The sequence below is a fragment of the Anaerolentibacter hominis genome (genome assembly GCF_032380675.1).
Lineage (GTDB): Bacteria > Bacillota > Clostridia > Lachnospirales > Lachnospiraceae > Anaerolentibacter > Anaerolentibacter hominis.
Genome location: NZ_JAWDIX010000001.1, coordinates 1,656,825 through 1,672,970 on the forward strand (window position 1 = coordinate 1,656,825; position 16,146 = coordinate 1,672,970).

Below are 16,146 nucleotides of genomic sequence, written 5' to 3' on the forward strand. Positions count from 1 at the left end.
TAGGATACTGCTCATACAGTATTTTCTTATTTATTTGGATAACTCTGCAGCTTTGTCACGAACCCATTTCAGATTCTCAATTGGAGTATCGCTCGGTACGGTACAGTCAGCACCGATGATAACGCCCACTTTGCCGCCTTCGGTAATCAGCTTCTCAACGTAAGCTTCGATATCTTCTTTCTTGCCGGCATTGATCAGGCTGCCCGGCATCTGATCGAAGCCGCCGATAACAGCTTTGCCGTGGAAGTACTCTTTACCTTCCGCCAAGTTCATGCCTTCTTCATGTACAGCCCAGTTGAATACAGTAACCGGATAATCTCTGTATACAGAAAGAATATTCTGACGTCCGCGGTAACCGCAGATATGTAAGATATGATTTTCGCTGTACTTGTTGCCCATATCCAGAATCATCGTCTCGGAAGGAGATACCGATTTGCTGTAAAGCTCTGCAGGAATGGTTCTTCCAGGGTTGGCAACGCTTAAATAGAGACCGTCCATCTTACCTTCTGTCAGGATCTGTTCTGCCAGATAACTTAAATCCTCACCCAATTTGTTCAGGGCATACTCTACTGCTTCCGGGTCCTCTTTCAGGTACTCAAATACCTTGGAAGGATCGGTGGAGCCGTTTACCAGGCTGGTTAAGTGATATAACGGAGCAAAGATATTGAAGAAAATCAGGGTGTCGTCACCAAAGATTTCTCTTACATTCTTTGCCAGTTCGATTGATTTTACAAAGTATGGATGATTGTGATCCAGGTTCTCGATCTTTCTGAGATCAGCCGCGCAGTTAATAACAGGCAGTGTGTTGTGGGGGCGGAAAAACAGGCCGTCTGTCATAACCTTTACAAAATCAGGATCAAAATCTTCTTTAAATTTGCGGTGGCCCGCTAAATTCTTTTCCATCAGTTCCGGATGGTCGAGACCCATGTTCATCTGATCCGGCTCCAGGAAGTGGAACCAGAATCCTACCGGGATTCTCTCCGCCGGTTTGTTGTGGAACGCATTCAGTACAATTTCTTTTTTACTTGACATACTAGTATCCTCCCTATGAATAAATAGTTTGTACTATAATAATACCTTTAATATTATTATTACGCAACCCAATAATGTAGAATTTTACTAGTTTTTCGTATTTCTTTACTTCATATTTGTAATAATCTAATAAAAAGAGCCTTGTCCCGCGCTTCAACTTGAAATACAATTCAGGAAAATCTCCTCATATTTTCGACTTTCTTCTACAGACCGACTTCCAGAAGAGGGATTACATTGATGACAGGTTCCTCATAAGGATGGACCTGTTTCACTCCCCGGATCACGTTCCCGGCCTGATCGGTCCGGCAGGTAACCTCCACCTTATACTCCCGGACATAACAGACCTTATTTTCTTTGCCCAGATAGGGCCTGGTTCCTTTAAGAGGTCTAAAGCACCCCGTCACCTCAGAGTAAGACAGGCAGCGGTCATACTTTCCTATATGGCCCGCATCTGCGGACCAAAGCGCCTCGCACAGTACCTCTAAATGGGTTGTCGGTATAAATATCTCCAATTTACAAAACTCTGTTTCCATATTCGTTCACTCTGCCCCTTTCCATGCCTCCGGTGTGGGAACGGCAGCATGTTACAAATTCTATTTCAGGCTCAGGAAAGGCGTCTGGACTTTGCAATAGCCCAGGCAGCCGTCCGGTAAACCGGCGTCTCCAGCACCCGTGCGGCCTGTTTCAGTTCCTGCCGGATGGGTATCTGCTGAGGGCAGTGTTTTTCACACAATCCGCAGCCGACACACAGGGAGGCATTGGACCGCCTGCCTCTCATGGTCGTACACATTATATATTCTTTTAGAGATACAAACCAGCCTTCCGTAAACCGTTCATTGTAACACCGAAAGGAGCCGGGTATATCCACTCCCTGCGGGCAGGGCATACAGTAAGAACAGCCCGTACAGCCCACCCGGATGTTCGCATTGATTTCATCCCTGACCTGACTGATCAGCAGGCTCTCATCTTCTGAAAGCCATTTCTTTTTCTGTCCGGCCGTGCGGATATTTTCTTCCAGCATCTCCATGGAATTCATACCGGACAGAACGGTTGTTACCTCCGGCTGCTGATAAAGCCAGGCAAAAGCCAGACCGGCCGGACTTAAACGGCCCTGTTCCCGCACCAGCTTTTCGGCTGAGGGAGGCAGGCCTCCCGCCAGTCTTCCCCCTCTCAGCGGTTCCATGATAACAACCGGCATTCCTTTCGCGGAAGCGTATTTAAGTCCCCTTCGGCCGGCCTGGGTATTTTCATCCATGTAGTTATACTGGATCTGGCAGAAATCCCAGTCGTAACTGTCCAAAAGTTCCATGAAGGCTATGGCATTTCCGTGATAGGAAAATCCAATGTGCCGGATCTGTCCCCGCTCTTTTTTCTCCCTGATCCAGTTTTCAATCCCCATCCCCTTCAGCCGGTTCCATACGGCGGCGTCAGGAAGCATGTGCATGAGATAATAATCTATATAAGAAGTCTTAAGCCGTTTCAGCTGAACCTGAAAATAACGTTCGATGTCTTCCTCCCTGCGGATCATATAGTGAGGCAGCTTGGTGGCCAGATATATCTTGTCCCGCCAGCCGTTTTTCTCCAATATATTTCCCAGAGCTTCCTCGCTTCCGGGATAGATATAGGCCGTATCAAAATAATTGATTCCGCCCCGGATCGCGGCCCCGATTTCCCTCTCGGTCTCCGTCATATCGATCCCTCCGGCTTTTTTTCTTGGAAATCTCATACAGCCAAATCCTAGAAGGGACAGCTGATCTGCCGTTTTCGTATTCGAGCGGTATGTCATTTTGCCCTGTGTCATTTCAGAATCATCCATCTGTTCTTCCCTTCCCTGCGGCAAACTGTTTCATTCTCTCCCAGACGTCCTTCACCCTCTGAAATTCTTCAAAGTGCACGGGCAGCTGTTCCTCATACCGGTGCAGCTCGTCCAGTACATCGGCAAAGCGCTGTTCATTAAAGTAAGCGCAAATCTGAGGAACCGTCTGTTCCAGTTTCGCTCTGGACTCCCGCATCAGTGCTTCGTAATCTTCTTTCCTTGTAATATAAGTATACAGCGGCTTATATCTGGCCCAGCCGATGCAGGCCCGGTAAAACCGTTCTATCACCGACTGCGAATCATACACCTGTATCCGTTTCAGATTGTTGGGCAGAACTCCCTGCAGCAGCGTCCGGTAAAACGCAAAGCCGTCGTGAAAGGTATAGGACGGCACCTTTTTCACCGTCACGTCGTGCAGACAGGTACTTAAGAATGTATCCTCCCCCCGCGCACCGGGCGGATTATAAAAGGGGAAAACAATCTCGGGCCTGGTCAGATTCAGTCCCAGGTTGCCGCCGGTAATAAATTTCGTCCCGTTAATTTCCTCCACAAGAGAAGCCGCTCTCTCCATCAGGACCTTCTTGTCGGCAAAGGTAACTCCTCCATTTTCGATAACAGCTTTTACATCCTCCCAGTTCAGGATGTCATTGCTCAGCGCTTCAATAAAGGCACGGAACACGTCCTCGGATACGATATTGTCGAATTCCATATAGGGAATCGGAGAGAGATAGCCGCAGTGAAAACCATTCGTAATATCAGAAAATTTCAGATACCGGATGTGGTCCTCTATCACATGCTGGCCGCTCCACAGCACATAGTCCCCTGACTGGGTTGCCGCCATAGGATATTCATCATCATCTAGAAAGATGAGGTAATCCATCCCGCTGCGAAGCGCAGTGTAAACCACTATATTGCGCTGGGCCGCATAGCCGTTGCCAAAGCAGAGGCCTGCCTCCTCCCCTTTCACGATCCCCTCTTCTACCAATTCCCTCTCCGCTGCTCTGATATCCTGCTTCCCAAGAAAGAAACACTTCTCAAACCAGTTCTGTACCCCTGCCGGCAGTTGGGTATAATCCTCCGGCTTGGTATTGGAATAGTCCAGATCATAGGCCACGAATAAATTTAAATTAACGTGTTCAGACTCCCAGAAAAAACGGTACTCGTCCAGTTGATACATATAGGCTCTGAGTACATTTTGAAAGCTGGTTCTTCCTGTTGCAAATCCGATTCCCACATTTAATTGTTCCATTAAAACTGCCTCCTTTCTCTACATCACTACAGTATCAGGTTTCTGAGAAATCCACATCCACTGTCGATGAAGAAAACCCCTGCCGGTCACAGACATCCGTCCCGGCTGACGGTATTATAATAAGTATACCTCATTTTCGGATACAGTTTCAAATAAAAAGGATTAACCAGCAGCAGCCGCACCAATATCGGTGCGGCTGCTGTATCAGTAAGACGGTTCGCAAAGCGTGCCGGCGTTTGTTCCGGTCAGTCGGATTCACCTGGCTTGGGGAACTGACTGTTGTAAAGTGTTTCGTAGGCTCCGCCCGCTTCCAGCAGCTCCTCGTGGGTTCCTTTTTCGATTATGTTTCCCTGCTCCATTACCAGAATCAGATCCGCCTCTTTTATCGTGGAAAGCCGGTGGGCGATCACAAAGCTGGTCTTTCCCTTCATCAGCTTATCGAACGCGGCCTGAATCTTTAACTCCGTACGGGTATCGATGCTGCTGGTCGCTTCATCCAGAATCAGAATCGGAGGATTGATCAGCATGATTCTGGCTATTGTCAGGAGCTGGCGCTGTCCCTGGGACATGGCACTGTTTCCTCCTATTATCGTTTGATAGCCCTCCGGAAGCCTTCTTATAAAACCGTGGATACCTGCCGCCCTGGCAGCAGCCTCAACCTCTTCGTCAGTGGCGTCTGGTTTGCCATAGGCAATGTTATTGCGTATGGTGTCATGGAATAAAAATGTATCCTGGAGTACCATACCGAAATTTCTCCGGAGAGAATCCCGCTTGATCTGATCAATCGGGATGCCGTCCACGTAAATGGCTCCTTTCTTTACTTCATAGAAGCGCATCAGCAGGTTAACCAGGGTCGTCTTCCCGGCGCCGGTCCTGCCTACGATTGCAATCCGGCTTCCGGCCTTCACATCCAGATTCAGATCCGCAATCAGTGGCTTATCCTCCACATAGGAAAAGGCCACGTGGTCAAATCGTATATTTCCCTCACACGTACTCAGTTCCCTGGCGTCCGGAGCGTCCTTAATCTCTTCTTCCTCGTCCAGAAGGGCAAAGATCCGGCCGCAGGAGGCAAACGCCGTCTGAATCTGGGTGATGACGCTGGTGATTTCATTAAATGGCTTGGAAAACAAATTGGAGTAAATCAGAAAGCTGGAAATATTGCCTACCGTAATGCTTCCCATGATCGCCATAACCGCGCCGGTCACCCCGATGACGGAATAAATCGTATTGTTAATCAGCCGCGTTGTGGGGTTGGCCATTGCCCCGTAAAACTGTGACCTGGTACCAACCTGAAACAGCTCCTGATTCACGGCCTCAAACTTCTCCACAGATGTAGTTTCATAGTGGAACGCTTTTACCGTATGCTGTCCGGCGATCATTTCTTCCGCATAGCCGTTCAGCCTCCCAAGCGTTCTGGCCTGTTCTCCAAAATATTTCTGGGACCGCTTTGTGATAAAGCCCGCGACCAGATAGGCAAAGGGCGCCGATAAAATGACAACCAGAGTCATGACAGGACTGATCGGCAGCATAAAGGCGATCGCCCCCGCGATAGTCACCACGCCTGTCATCAGAGAGGCTACCCCCTGAAGCATGCCGTCTACAACCGCATCCACATCGTTGATGAAACGGCTGATGGTATCCCCATGGGGATTGTTATCAAAATACCGGAGGGGCAGACGGTTCATTTTATTGTACAGATCCACCCGCAGTCTGTTCGCCGTCTGATAGGCAAGGCGGTTGGAAAAATAGGTGAGCAGCCAGGTAAATAAAACACTCAGCAGGTAGGTCAGAGCCAGAGCAGCCGCCAGCTTAAACAGGGCGGAAAATACAACCTGACCGGGACCGATCATATGGTCGATGGCTTTTCCGATAAGGGAGGGGGCCAGGAGATTGGCCAGGGCGCTGATTATGGCAGATAAAAAGGCAAGAGGCACCAGTATCCGGCTGCGGCCAATGTAGCCGAGCAGACGGCTGAGGATCTTGCCCTTCTCCGGTTTTCCGGACCGGGCAGTGTTGTTCCGGCTCATCTTCTCACCTCCTCATAAGGCATCTGGGACAGACAGATCTCCCTATATACTTCACAGGTATCAATTAATCGGTCATGTGCGTCAAATCCCACCAGGGCGCCATCGTCAAATACCATGATTCTGTCGGCACGGCGCACCGTGCTCACCCGCTGGGACACGATAAAGACCGTCATATTCCGGCTGTTTTTCCGGATTGCCTGGCGGAGTGCGGCATCCGTGGCAAAATCCAGAGCGGAAAAGGAATCATCCAGAATCAGAATCTCCGGATTTTTTACGAGCGCTCTGGCAATGGCCAGCCGCTGCTTCTGGCCTCCGGAGAAATTCACACCCCCGGCGGCTACCTTCGCCTGATATCCGTCCGGCAGCGCCTGGATGAAAGAATCGGCCTGGGCAATCTCTGCTGCGGCCTTCACTTCCTCGTCCGTGGCATCTTGATTGCCCCATCGGATATTTTCGGCTATTGTGCCGGAGAACAATTCATTTTTCTGAGGCACTACTCCCACCCGTTCCCGCAGTTCTGTCAAAGTATAGTCCTTTACATGAATGCCATCCACCAGCACGGCTCCCTCCGTCACTTCATAAAACCTGGGAATCAGCTGGATAAAAGTGGATTTTCCGGACCCTGTTCCTCCGATGATCCCGATCGTCTCGCCTGGGCGGACAAGGATTGTAATATCCGTGAGAGCCATATCTCCTGTCTCCCCATACCGGAAAGACACATTCTGGAATTCCACCTGACCTCGTAATTCTTCCCTCGTATCCCCCTCTTTCGGTTTCCCGGCGTCCTGAATGGTCAGTTTTGTATCCAGGATTTCATTGATACGGCCGGCGGAAGTGGACGCTTTTGTCATCAAAACAATGAGATTGGAGGCTATCGTCAGAGCATAGACAATCTGAGTCAGGTAATTGATAAATGCCACAATGGTACCGGCTTCCAGATTTCCCGCATTAATATGGGAACCGCCCACCCACAGCAATACCACAATTGCCGTATTAATCACAAACTGGTTCAGCGGGTTAAGCAGAGAGGACAGCAGTCCGATGCGGACGCCGGTTTGCGTCAGCTCATCGTTGGCCTGGCGAAACCTCTTCTTCTCCGTATCCTTTGCCGCAAACGCACGGATGACACGGACGCCGGAAAGGTTTTCTCCGATTACGGAGCCGGTTCTGTCCAGACGTTTCTGATATATCTTATATAAGGGAGAGGTCTTGCTTGTAAAAAAGTATAGCAGCAGAGAGATAAAGGGAATCGTGGCCACCAGAATAAGTGACAGTTTAAAATCCAGCAGCATTGCCATACCGATTGCCCCCAGAAATATAAAGACAGACCGTACAACCAGACGTATTACCATCGCCACTGCTGTCTGAATCTGATTGACGTCGTTGGTGATCCGGTTGGTCAGGGACGCTGCTCCGAACTGATCCAGTTCTTTGTGGGACATGCCGGATATATGCCGGAACAGGGCATTTCTTAAATTGGTTCCAAATCCCTGAGACGCCCTGGATGCAAAAAACTGGCATATCATAGAGCTTAAAAAGCCCAGTACCGACATGATGAACATAATAATGCCCAGCTTCACTACATAGTGGATATCACGGGAAGCAACACCGTTATTGATAATCAGCGCCATCACCGTGGGCAGCATAATCTCCAGCAATGCCTCCAGCATTTTGAAAAAGGGTCCCAGAATACTCTCCTTCCGGTAAGGTTTTAAGTATACGAGCAGTTTGGACAAGATCTCATCTCCTTAAGTATATAAAATTAATATAATTCCTTATGTATTATAACAAACGGCATATGGTAATACCACTATGAATAAAATATGGACTCCATACGAAAATGTTATACAACATAAACGACAGCACGACTCGCGGGCTGTCCTGTTATAACAAACGACGGCAGGCTTCGAATCCCTCTTATTATAACAAATAGGAGCAGGCTGCATTCCCGCAGCTGCTCCTGGTCCTGGTTACATACTCTATTTATTTGCCGTCCCATATGACATACTGGTTCTTGCCCTTCTTCTTGGCCTGATAAAGAGCCTGATCCGACCGGTCAAGAAGGGAAAGATAAGTTTCATCCGATTCCTGCCGAACCGCGGCGCCCACGCTGACGGTGACGATGCCAAAGCGGCTGTACTCTGCCGGGATCTGAAGCCCGCGGATCTTTTCTACCAGCGCGCCGGCATACGCAGACAGTTCTTCCCGATTCGGCTCATCCAGCACAAAGACAAATTCTTCCCCTCCGTACCTGGCCCCGAAAATCTGCGTCTCATCCGTATATTCTCTCAGGGCCTGCCCGATTAAGGCAAGGCAGTCATCCCCGGCCAGATGCCCGAAGGTATCGTTATACTCCTTAAACCCATCAATATCCATCAGCATAACAGCCATCTGCCCGCCGGACTCTTTCCTGGCATCAAACGTCTGTTCCAGAAAGCTGGTGAGCAGCTTTCGGTTCGGCAGCCCCGTCACGGTATCTGTCGAATAAGCGGTCTCCAGCATCTTCCTCAGCTTTCCTTCCCGGATCTGACTATCCAGTATCAGAAAGGAAATCACTCCTCCCAGCACCCATGCCGTAATCGCAGAAAAAAGATCATAGCCCAAAACCCCGGTATCATCCTTAAACAGCACTGCCACCAGGATATAAAGCACCTCAAACGAGGTAAACAGCAGCAGTGTCTTGTGAAAAGGAAAAACAAACAGAATGGACAGCGCCAGATATAGAATGGAAAAAAAGACAGCCGGCCTCTCCGGAAAAGGGAACACGCTGATGCAGATCGTAAAGATCATTATCACAGATACCAGAAATACACAGAGCGGCTGAACGACACTGTACTCTGCCATACCTTTTCCTCTGTACCGGCAGACAAAGACGTACAGGGCAATCATGGCCGCCAATATAAACACATAGATCAATCCAAGCATTTCCGAGCGGAAAATGAAGCAGGTAACAATAAAATAAGCGGCAAACAAAACAGATCCCAATCCGCTGACCAGCTTGAGCATACGAAGATTCCGGTCCGCGATAATGGAGCTGTTTTCAGCAAAAAACTGCCTGCTGTCCTTTATAAACTTTCCCGCCGCATCAATCAAAGTTTTCATCTTTACTGTCCCATTTCATAGTGCTCTGTTTGCATCAAAGAAGCCTGTACGATCAGCCTCTGCGTTCCGATATAAAGGGGAGTGCAGGTTATTAATGTGATCATCTCCTGCTCCGTCTCATACGTCACTTCAATCTGATCCGGCTCCACAATCAGTATATTGGATACTTCATAGGTATATACGGTGTTTTCTGTTTCATATTTGATTATATCATTGACACTCAGCTCATTCAAGCGGTTGAACATGGAGCCATATGCGTAATTCCGGTGTCCCGCCACAACAAAATTACCCTGCTCTCCCGGTAGAGCCGTCCCTTCCATATGCCCCAGCCCGCAGCGCAGAACCTCTGCTCCTGAGCCCTCGCTCACGGCCAGTGTCAGGTCAATAGCGGGTATATTCAGAATTCCCAGCACTCCCTCCGTCATATTAGTATCTGTTTCCCCGGCAGGAACCTCTGCCTGCCGGGCTTTTTTTATTCCACCGATATCGTTTTCATCCGGTTTCTCCCCGGTCTTCCTGTCATCTGCAGCAAGCCCCGGCGCCTGAATAGCCCGGAAGGCACGTATGGCCCGGTCGTTCTGGTACTCCACGTACACCCGGCAGACCGTATTTGCAAACAAGAGCAGCGTCCCCAGAATAATAAGGGCCGGGCCGAGAAAACGTTTTATCCTATTCCTTCTTTCCATATCTTATTATTCCGATCCCGCCAAGTATCAGCATCATTCCGATCAGATAGACCAGACCCGTTCCAAAAAATCCTCCGGTCTTTGGAAGCTCTGCCTTATCTGCTTTATTCTTTTCGGATTCATCCCCTGCCCCTTCCGTATCCTCATGAGGCTCCTTCTCCGTATCCTCCGCCCCCGGTTCTTCCGTCTCTTCCGGGTCAGAGTCTGAGCGATCCGGCTCTTGTGCTGCCTCACCGTCTGTCTCCGCTTTATTCATCAGTGTAATCTGCTGCATCACGATGCTGTCCACCACAACATCCACCGGTTCAGCCAGCCGTACAAAGCCGTCCGGCGCTTTTGTCTCTGTGATCTGGTAGGTACCAAAGTGCAGATTCCGGAAAACAGCGCTGCCCTGCGCATCAGAAACAGCCTCCTGGATCAGTTTGCCCTTCTCGTCCCGCAGTTCGAAAGAAGCTCCTGCAAGAGGTTTTCCCTCCTCGTCAGTCTTTACGACTTTAATGCCCCCAAGGAGCACGGGCATAATCCCCTGTCCCGGTATGGCCTGATTTACGATATTGACAACGGGTGTCCCCGCCGGATCTGCCTGGTCCGCAATATTGGAACAAATGCCGTCAATGTCTATGGAAACGGTAAAGATCTGTTCATTTTTCTCGTATCCGGACGGAGCATTTGTTTCGGCCAGGAGATAATTTCCAATCGGCACATCCGCAAATACAACCTTTCCGTCCGCCTGGCTGACCGCGGTCAGAAGAGGCGCCGTAAGCGCGGCGTCCGAATCGGCAAACAAGGCAAACTCCGCATTTGCTACAGACCTTCCGCTATCATCTGTCTTAAAAAATTCGACACTGCCGGTATTGGGTTTATTGTCAAACTGAGCCGTCAGTTTTTTATTGCCGTCGGTGGGATTAATATCTATTTTAGCCAGTGTCTTCTGGTAACCTCTCGGCGCTTCAGTCTGTTCCAGGGTATAGGTTTTATTCAGATTCAGATAGGAAAAGGTAATCTTGCCACTGGAGTCGGTCTTGCCCTCCTGAAGCAGCATATCGCCCTGGTACAAAAAGAAAGTACCGTTTTGCAGTGGATTACCCGTTTCGTCCAGAAGCGTCAGCGTCACACTTCCCATTTTGGCTAACATACCGCCCCCGCCGGCTGAATTGACAGCCACCGAGTTCACCTTATTGCTGTCCCCAATGCCGGTGCTGGCACTCCCGAGAACCGCACTATTTTCAAAACTGCTCTGCACGTCCACGATCAGGGCCATATACTCCAGCACATAGGCCTTATTGGGATCGTTTGGCAGCGTCAGCTTAAAAATATTGGTATCGGTCCTTCTGCTATATTCATAGTGATAGTCCGCCTGATCCACTTCATTTCCTTTTACAAACGCTCCGTCAGAAGCTACGGAAGCTTCATATAATATGATAGATTCCGTATTCAGCATCAGCCCCTTGGGAAGGGTATCTGTAATTGTGAAGGCCGGAAGGACAACCCGGTTCTGATTAACCTTGATGGTATACTCGATAAAGTCATTCCCGCGGGTGTAGGCCGCTGATTTGCCGATCAGCTGATTGTTCAGCTGGGTTTTGCCCGTAACGTTAATGTCAGCATAGTTATCCCTGATCATGGTGACCTCATTGGTAACCTCTGCTTTTCCATTATCAGTGTGGAAAGAAGCCACCATATCCGGGTCCAGCTTCGTCTGAAAACTGATTTCCCATTCTTCCTGAATACTTCCCAGGGTAACGGACAGTTTAGAATCTTCATACGTATACTTATCAGATGGGACAGCTTCAAGAGTTTCCCCCACTTTGCCCGCTTTCAATGTATTTTCCTGAAGGGTCTGTCCCTGTGGAATAGTATCAAGAATCACTACATTATCCATCGGCAGCTTATTTTTATTTACCCGAATATTCCATGTGAGCATCTGGGTTTCGTAATCGTAGGTTTTCGATTCCTTCTCCAGCACTGTGCTTGTTATTTTATAATCTGCCTCTGTAGTTCCGTTAATCTCCTTATCCGCATACTTGGCAGCCAGGGCTGCCTCATTGTGAAAGACTCTGGCAGCATTGGCAGCGTAAAACGATGCGTCCCCAACCAGTGTTTTAAAGGTGAAGTAAAAGGTATTCGTTCCCGTATTGCCGAAATCAAATACCGGATTCTTCCCCGACATAGTTACATTTGGTGTTATAGCACTGCTGACCGGTTCACCCTTATCGTCCGTCATAACTAAAGAACCGGATACATAGCTCAGCTTTCCCTCGTCATCTCCGGTACTCACCATATCCGTCACTTTTACAGCGCTCAAGTCCAGATTGTTCCGGTTCACCTCCGCCAGCCAGGTTATTTCATGAGTTGCTGTGTTGTAGGAAAGGCCTTTTTTCGTAATGGTACTAAGCGGCGCCTTCACCCCTTTGCCGATCTCCGGGAGTATGAAAGAAACAGGTGCTCCATTTCCCTGCCAGTCCCAGTCAAAGGTGAGCCAGGCCTTATTTTCAAAGCGAATATCCTTGTTTTCTTTATATAATTCCGGGTTCACATCGGTTTTATAGGAGATCGTAACCGGTTTATCCGCCGTGCCGGTGCCTGGGGTAAAAGAAAATTCCCCGCCGGTGTAATCAGCGGAAATACCGGCAGGGTCGCCCTGTGCCGCTCCGCTTATCATAAGGCTTCCTGACTGAAAGGAAAGTCCTGCCGGCAGCCGGTCGTGAACCACGATATCGCTCAGGTCATGTCCATTGGAATTTAAGGTCAGTGTCCATTCGATTTCCCGTTCACCGTGTTGATAAGCCCCGTCTTTTTCAAGCCAGGATATGGGCACGTCAGCCGAAGCCGAAGCTGTGCTCACCGGTGAACTCTCTCCCTGCAGCGACAGGCTGGCTGCATTCTGCACCTTCACCGAACCGCTGGTGACCAGATCATTCCCGCTGACAAAAAGGGAGTTGGATGGCTTCGTGGCATAGGTGATCTTCTCTGGCAGGGAGGCCGCATCCGCCGCCGATATGGTATAGGTCAATTTATTATTTTCTATTTTCACCGGACCATCCGGGGCAATATCCGCTATCTTGACACCATCGGCCATAAAGCTTCCGGCCACATACTCCTGGTCACTTCCCAGCTCATCGGTCAGCACCAGATCTGCCGGCCATTTATTGCCGGCTATCAACGAAATCTCCCACAAAATCGTGCCATCGTTCTTCTGATAGATCCCGGTTTTTGTAATTGAAGGGTCCATTGGCTGATTGTCGCTGATATAAACAGTCACCGGAAGATTATTTTTATCCACCGGGATATCGATCTGATATTCATTTCCCACCTGATTTTGATCCAGCGCAGCTCCCAGATGCAGGTAGGCATTGTTAATTCCGCTCTCATCTTTAATAGCATCGGAAAAGTAAAACTCAGCCTTACCATCATGAATATAAATTTCTCCCAGTTTCTTGCCGCCTGTTAGAGTTACTTCCGTCCTATCTGACTGATTAGCAGAAAGTTTTATACTTATATAATCCGGAATTGGTATCTGATAAGCCTCTGTAAGGTTTCCGGCTATCGTACTTGTCTGATTGAAAACCATGTTATTGATCTGTTCTTCTGATAAATCAAAATAGTAAGTAAGCTGAAATTGATCCTGCAGACTCAGAGAGTCTCCCGTATGAATCTCTTCAAATATCCCTCCATCCGATTTCTTCAGTTCCGTCCGGTCGATAAATTCGCTCATGGAAAGGCCGCCGGCTCCGCCGCTGTCCTCCGCCGATGCCCTGGCAGAGAATTGAACGCCGCAGACTAAAATTGATAGCACGACAATAAAACTTGTTATTCGATATAATACCTTTTTCTTCATATGTATCCATCCGAAGATGTCTTGTCCCCCATTCTGTTATCTATTACCCCTGCAGCAAAGAAACAGGCATATCCGCCTGTACGCCCCGGAGCTTTATATACTGTCTGATTTTTATAGACAACAATCCGAAATAAAAAGTTGCAATTTGTCGTAAAATGCTTCATAATTTTATCAAATTAAACTAATCATATCAGCATCATTTTGTTTTCTGTACACGCCAGCACAAAACCTGACTGCCTTTGCACACAATAAACGGATGGTGCCTTATCATAACAAGAACTTTTGTGATATCATAAAAATAATGTTGAAAATTGGGGGTTTTGATTTTGCGTCTTGCAATTTGTGAAGATAATATTGAGGAGTTGAATCTTGTTTTATCTCAGCTTTTTCGTTATACTGAGCTCCATCCGGAATGGGATGTATCAATTCACCCGTTTTCCTCTCCCAAGGCACTGTTAGCTGCTGCAAAAGACGGACAATTTGATCTGTTCCTGCTGGATATATTGATGCCGGAAACAAACGGGATCGAGCTTGGCCGCCAGCTGCACGAAATACGGCCGGCAGCAGTCCTGATTTATCTGACTTCTTCTCCTGAATTTGCTCTGGAGGCCTTCCGCGTCTCGGCCTTTCAGTATCTTTTAAAACCGGTTTCGGACAATCAGTTGTTTCAGGTTCTGGATCAGGCCATGATTAGGATACAGACCAAACTTTCCCAGAATATGGCTGTAAGAACAAAGGAAGGCTTAATCGCTCTTCCGTTTTCTACAATCGCTTATTTGGAGAGCAGGGGGCATGTGCTCTATTTTACCCTTCAGGACCGCCGTCTGGTCACCAGCACACACATTCGAACAACTTTTGAAGAAGCCGCCGCTCCCCTTCTGGGAGACAGCCGGTTTATTCATCCTCATAAATCCTATATCGTCAATATGGCGTTCGTTCATAAGCTTACGCTGAAAGAATTTATGATGTCAGATAATACCGCTATACCCATATCCCGCAAGAACTATAGTGAGGTGAAGAGCCGCTATCTGAAATTCTTAGGTATGCTGTAAAAAGGAGCTGTTCCATGAAACCAGTCGATATTGTCAATACAGTCGGAGATATCCTGTTCTTTTACATCTTTGTTTATTTTCTTATTAAAAGGCGATATTCCGTAAAACAAACCTTAATTACACTCATGATCAGTTTTGCTGTTATTCTCACCGGCAATCTGATTCTGATCCACGTTCTGGGACGTGACCTGACTGTCCAGCTCTCCGGTTTGACCGTCACGGTTCCGGTTATTATTATCTGTTATGTATTATCCAAATACCGGGGCTTCCAGTGTGTATTCTGTGTTCTCACCGCTGCGTCCTTTTTAATGTTTTCGGGCCTGATCCGCATGATCGTAGAGTTTTTCCAGATCGGTATGTGGTTTGATAATTTTATCAGTTCTCTTACCTATCTGCTTGCTTTGTTTATGATAATCAGACTTCTCCGGCGGCCATTATGGACGGTTATGGAGCATTTGAAGGTTGGCTGGGCATCTCTAAGCCTGATTCCTATTATTTTCTGTTTTTCCATTGACTTTTTACTTACTGCGTATCAGCCTGTCTACCAGCATCCCATTGTTTTGTGGTCTCTGATCCCCCTGCTGCTTTTCCTGGTGATCTCCTATTATCTGATCTACCAGCTTTTTAAAAATATGCAGCAGGAATTCATCAATCAGGATGCCTTAAATGCACTTTCCCTGCAGACACAGCTGCTAAAAAAACATCTGATGCTGATGCAGCAGGAAGAGGAGAAAAATAAAATTAACCGTCATGACCTGCGCCACTATATGCAGATTATACGTTCGCTGGTTCTGGACCAGAAATGGGAGCAGGCATTGTCCACCATTGACAAATACAGCAGTGACCTGGCAAACACTAAAATATGCAGCTACAGCACCAGTCTTTCCATCAACGCGGCGATCTCTTCCTTTCTGCATCGGGCAGCCGACAACGGAGTACATCTGAATGTTTCCATCATACCGCCGGAAGGTTTTCCGGTAGATGAACAAGAACTGGCCGTTGTCTTCTCCAACGCGGTGGAAAATGCGGTAAATGCCTGTCTGGCCGTGCCGCCGGACAAGGAGAGAAAGATTATTGTTACCGCCAAACAGGTGGCGGATCAGTACATTATTGAAGTAATGAATACCTACGAGGGTCTGCTTACATTCAGTGAAGAAACGGGTCTGCCCATCTCCAGAAAAAAAGGACATGGCACCGGGACTCGGAGTATTGCAGCTTTTGCCGCAAAATACGGTGCAATCCTGGATTGTTCTGCCCAGGAAGGCTGGTTTGAACTGCGTATCCTGCTTCAAAAGTAAATAATTTCTATACAAAACGGGAGTGCTCCGATGAAGCACTCCCGTT

11 protein-coding genes are annotated in these 16,146 nt (G+C 48.2%); 2 read left to right on the forward strand and 9 right to left on the reverse strand.

Annotation, left to right across the window (positions count from 1 at the left end; genetic code table 11):
* Positions 1–30: 30 nt before the first annotated feature.
* The 9 genes from ABCW47_RS07695 to ABCW47_RS07735 all read right to left on the reverse strand — a co-directional run bounded on the left by ABCW47_RS07695 (position 31) and on the right by ABCW47_RS07735 (position 13,750).
* Positions 31–1,032 (reverse strand): uroporphyrinogen decarboxylase family protein, encoded by a 1,002-nt coding sequence (locus ABCW47_RS07695; RefSeq protein WP_343209270.1) that lies wholly within the window; start codon positions 1,030–1,032, stop codon positions 31–33.
* Between the two features lie 203 nt (positions 1,033–1,235).
* Complete coding sequence (locus tag ABCW47_RS07700; RefSeq protein WP_343209271.1) at positions 1,236–1,565, reverse strand: YqfO family protein; 330 nt, start codon at positions 1,563–1,565, stop codon at positions 1,236–1,238.
* A gap of 71 nt (positions 1,566–1,636) precedes the next feature.
* A complete protein-coding gene (locus ABCW47_RS07705) occupies positions 1,637–2,848 on the reverse strand; it encodes an aldo/keto reductase (RefSeq protein ID WP_343209272.1) in 1,212 nt (403 codons plus the stop codon).
* Positions 2,841–4,097 (reverse strand): hypothetical protein, encoded by a 1,257-nt coding sequence (locus tag ABCW47_RS07710; RefSeq protein WP_343209273.1) that lies wholly within the window; start codon positions 4,095–4,097, stop codon positions 2,841–2,843. The genes ABCW47_RS07705 and ABCW47_RS07710 overlap by 8 nt, the downstream gene beginning before the upstream one ends.
* Before the next feature lie 245 nt (positions 4,098–4,342).
* Complete coding sequence (locus ABCW47_RS07715) at positions 4,343–6,124, reverse strand: ABC transporter ATP-binding protein (protein WP_343209274.1); 1,782 nt, start codon at positions 6,122–6,124, stop codon at positions 4,343–4,345.
* Complete coding sequence (locus ABCW47_RS07720; protein ID WP_343209275.1) at positions 6,121–7,860, reverse strand: ABC transporter ATP-binding protein; 1,740 nt, start codon at positions 7,858–7,860, stop codon at positions 6,121–6,123. The genes ABCW47_RS07715 and ABCW47_RS07720 overlap by 4 nt, the downstream gene beginning before the upstream one ends.
* 247 nt (positions 7,861–8,107) lie before the next feature.
* Positions 8,108–9,226 carry a GGDEF domain-containing protein gene (locus ABCW47_RS07725; RefSeq protein ID WP_343209276.1) on the reverse strand — a complete coding sequence of 373 codons (1,119 nt, stop codon included), beginning with the start codon at positions 9,224–9,226 and terminating at the stop codon, positions 8,108–8,110.
* A 2-nt stretch (positions 9,227–9,228) separates the two neighbouring features.
* A complete protein-coding gene (locus ABCW47_RS07730) occupies positions 9,229–9,912 on the reverse strand; it encodes a class D sortase (RefSeq protein ID WP_343209277.1) in 684 nt (227 codons plus the stop codon).
* Positions 9,896–13,750, reverse strand: a complete 3,855-nt coding sequence (locus tag ABCW47_RS07735; protein ID WP_343209278.1) for a SpaA isopeptide-forming pilin-related protein — start codon at positions 13,748–13,750, stop codon at positions 9,896–9,898. The genes ABCW47_RS07730 and ABCW47_RS07735 overlap by 17 nt, the downstream gene beginning before the upstream one ends.
* A 326-nt stretch (positions 13,751–14,076) precedes the next feature.
* Here ABCW47_RS07735 and ABCW47_RS07740 point away from each other — a divergent pair, with 326 nt between their 5' ends.
* On the forward strand, positions 14,077–14,802 hold the full coding sequence (locus ABCW47_RS07740; RefSeq protein ID WP_343209279.1) for a LytR/AlgR family response regulator transcription factor: 726 nt from the start codon (positions 14,077–14,079) through the stop codon (positions 14,800–14,802).
* A gap of 14 nt (positions 14,803–14,816) precedes the next feature.
* Positions 14,817–16,100, forward strand: coding sequence for a GHKL domain-containing protein (locus tag ABCW47_RS07745; RefSeq protein WP_343209280.1), 1,284 nt, complete (start codon positions 14,817–14,819; stop codon positions 16,098–16,100).
* Positions 16,101–16,146 lie beyond the last annotated feature (46 nt).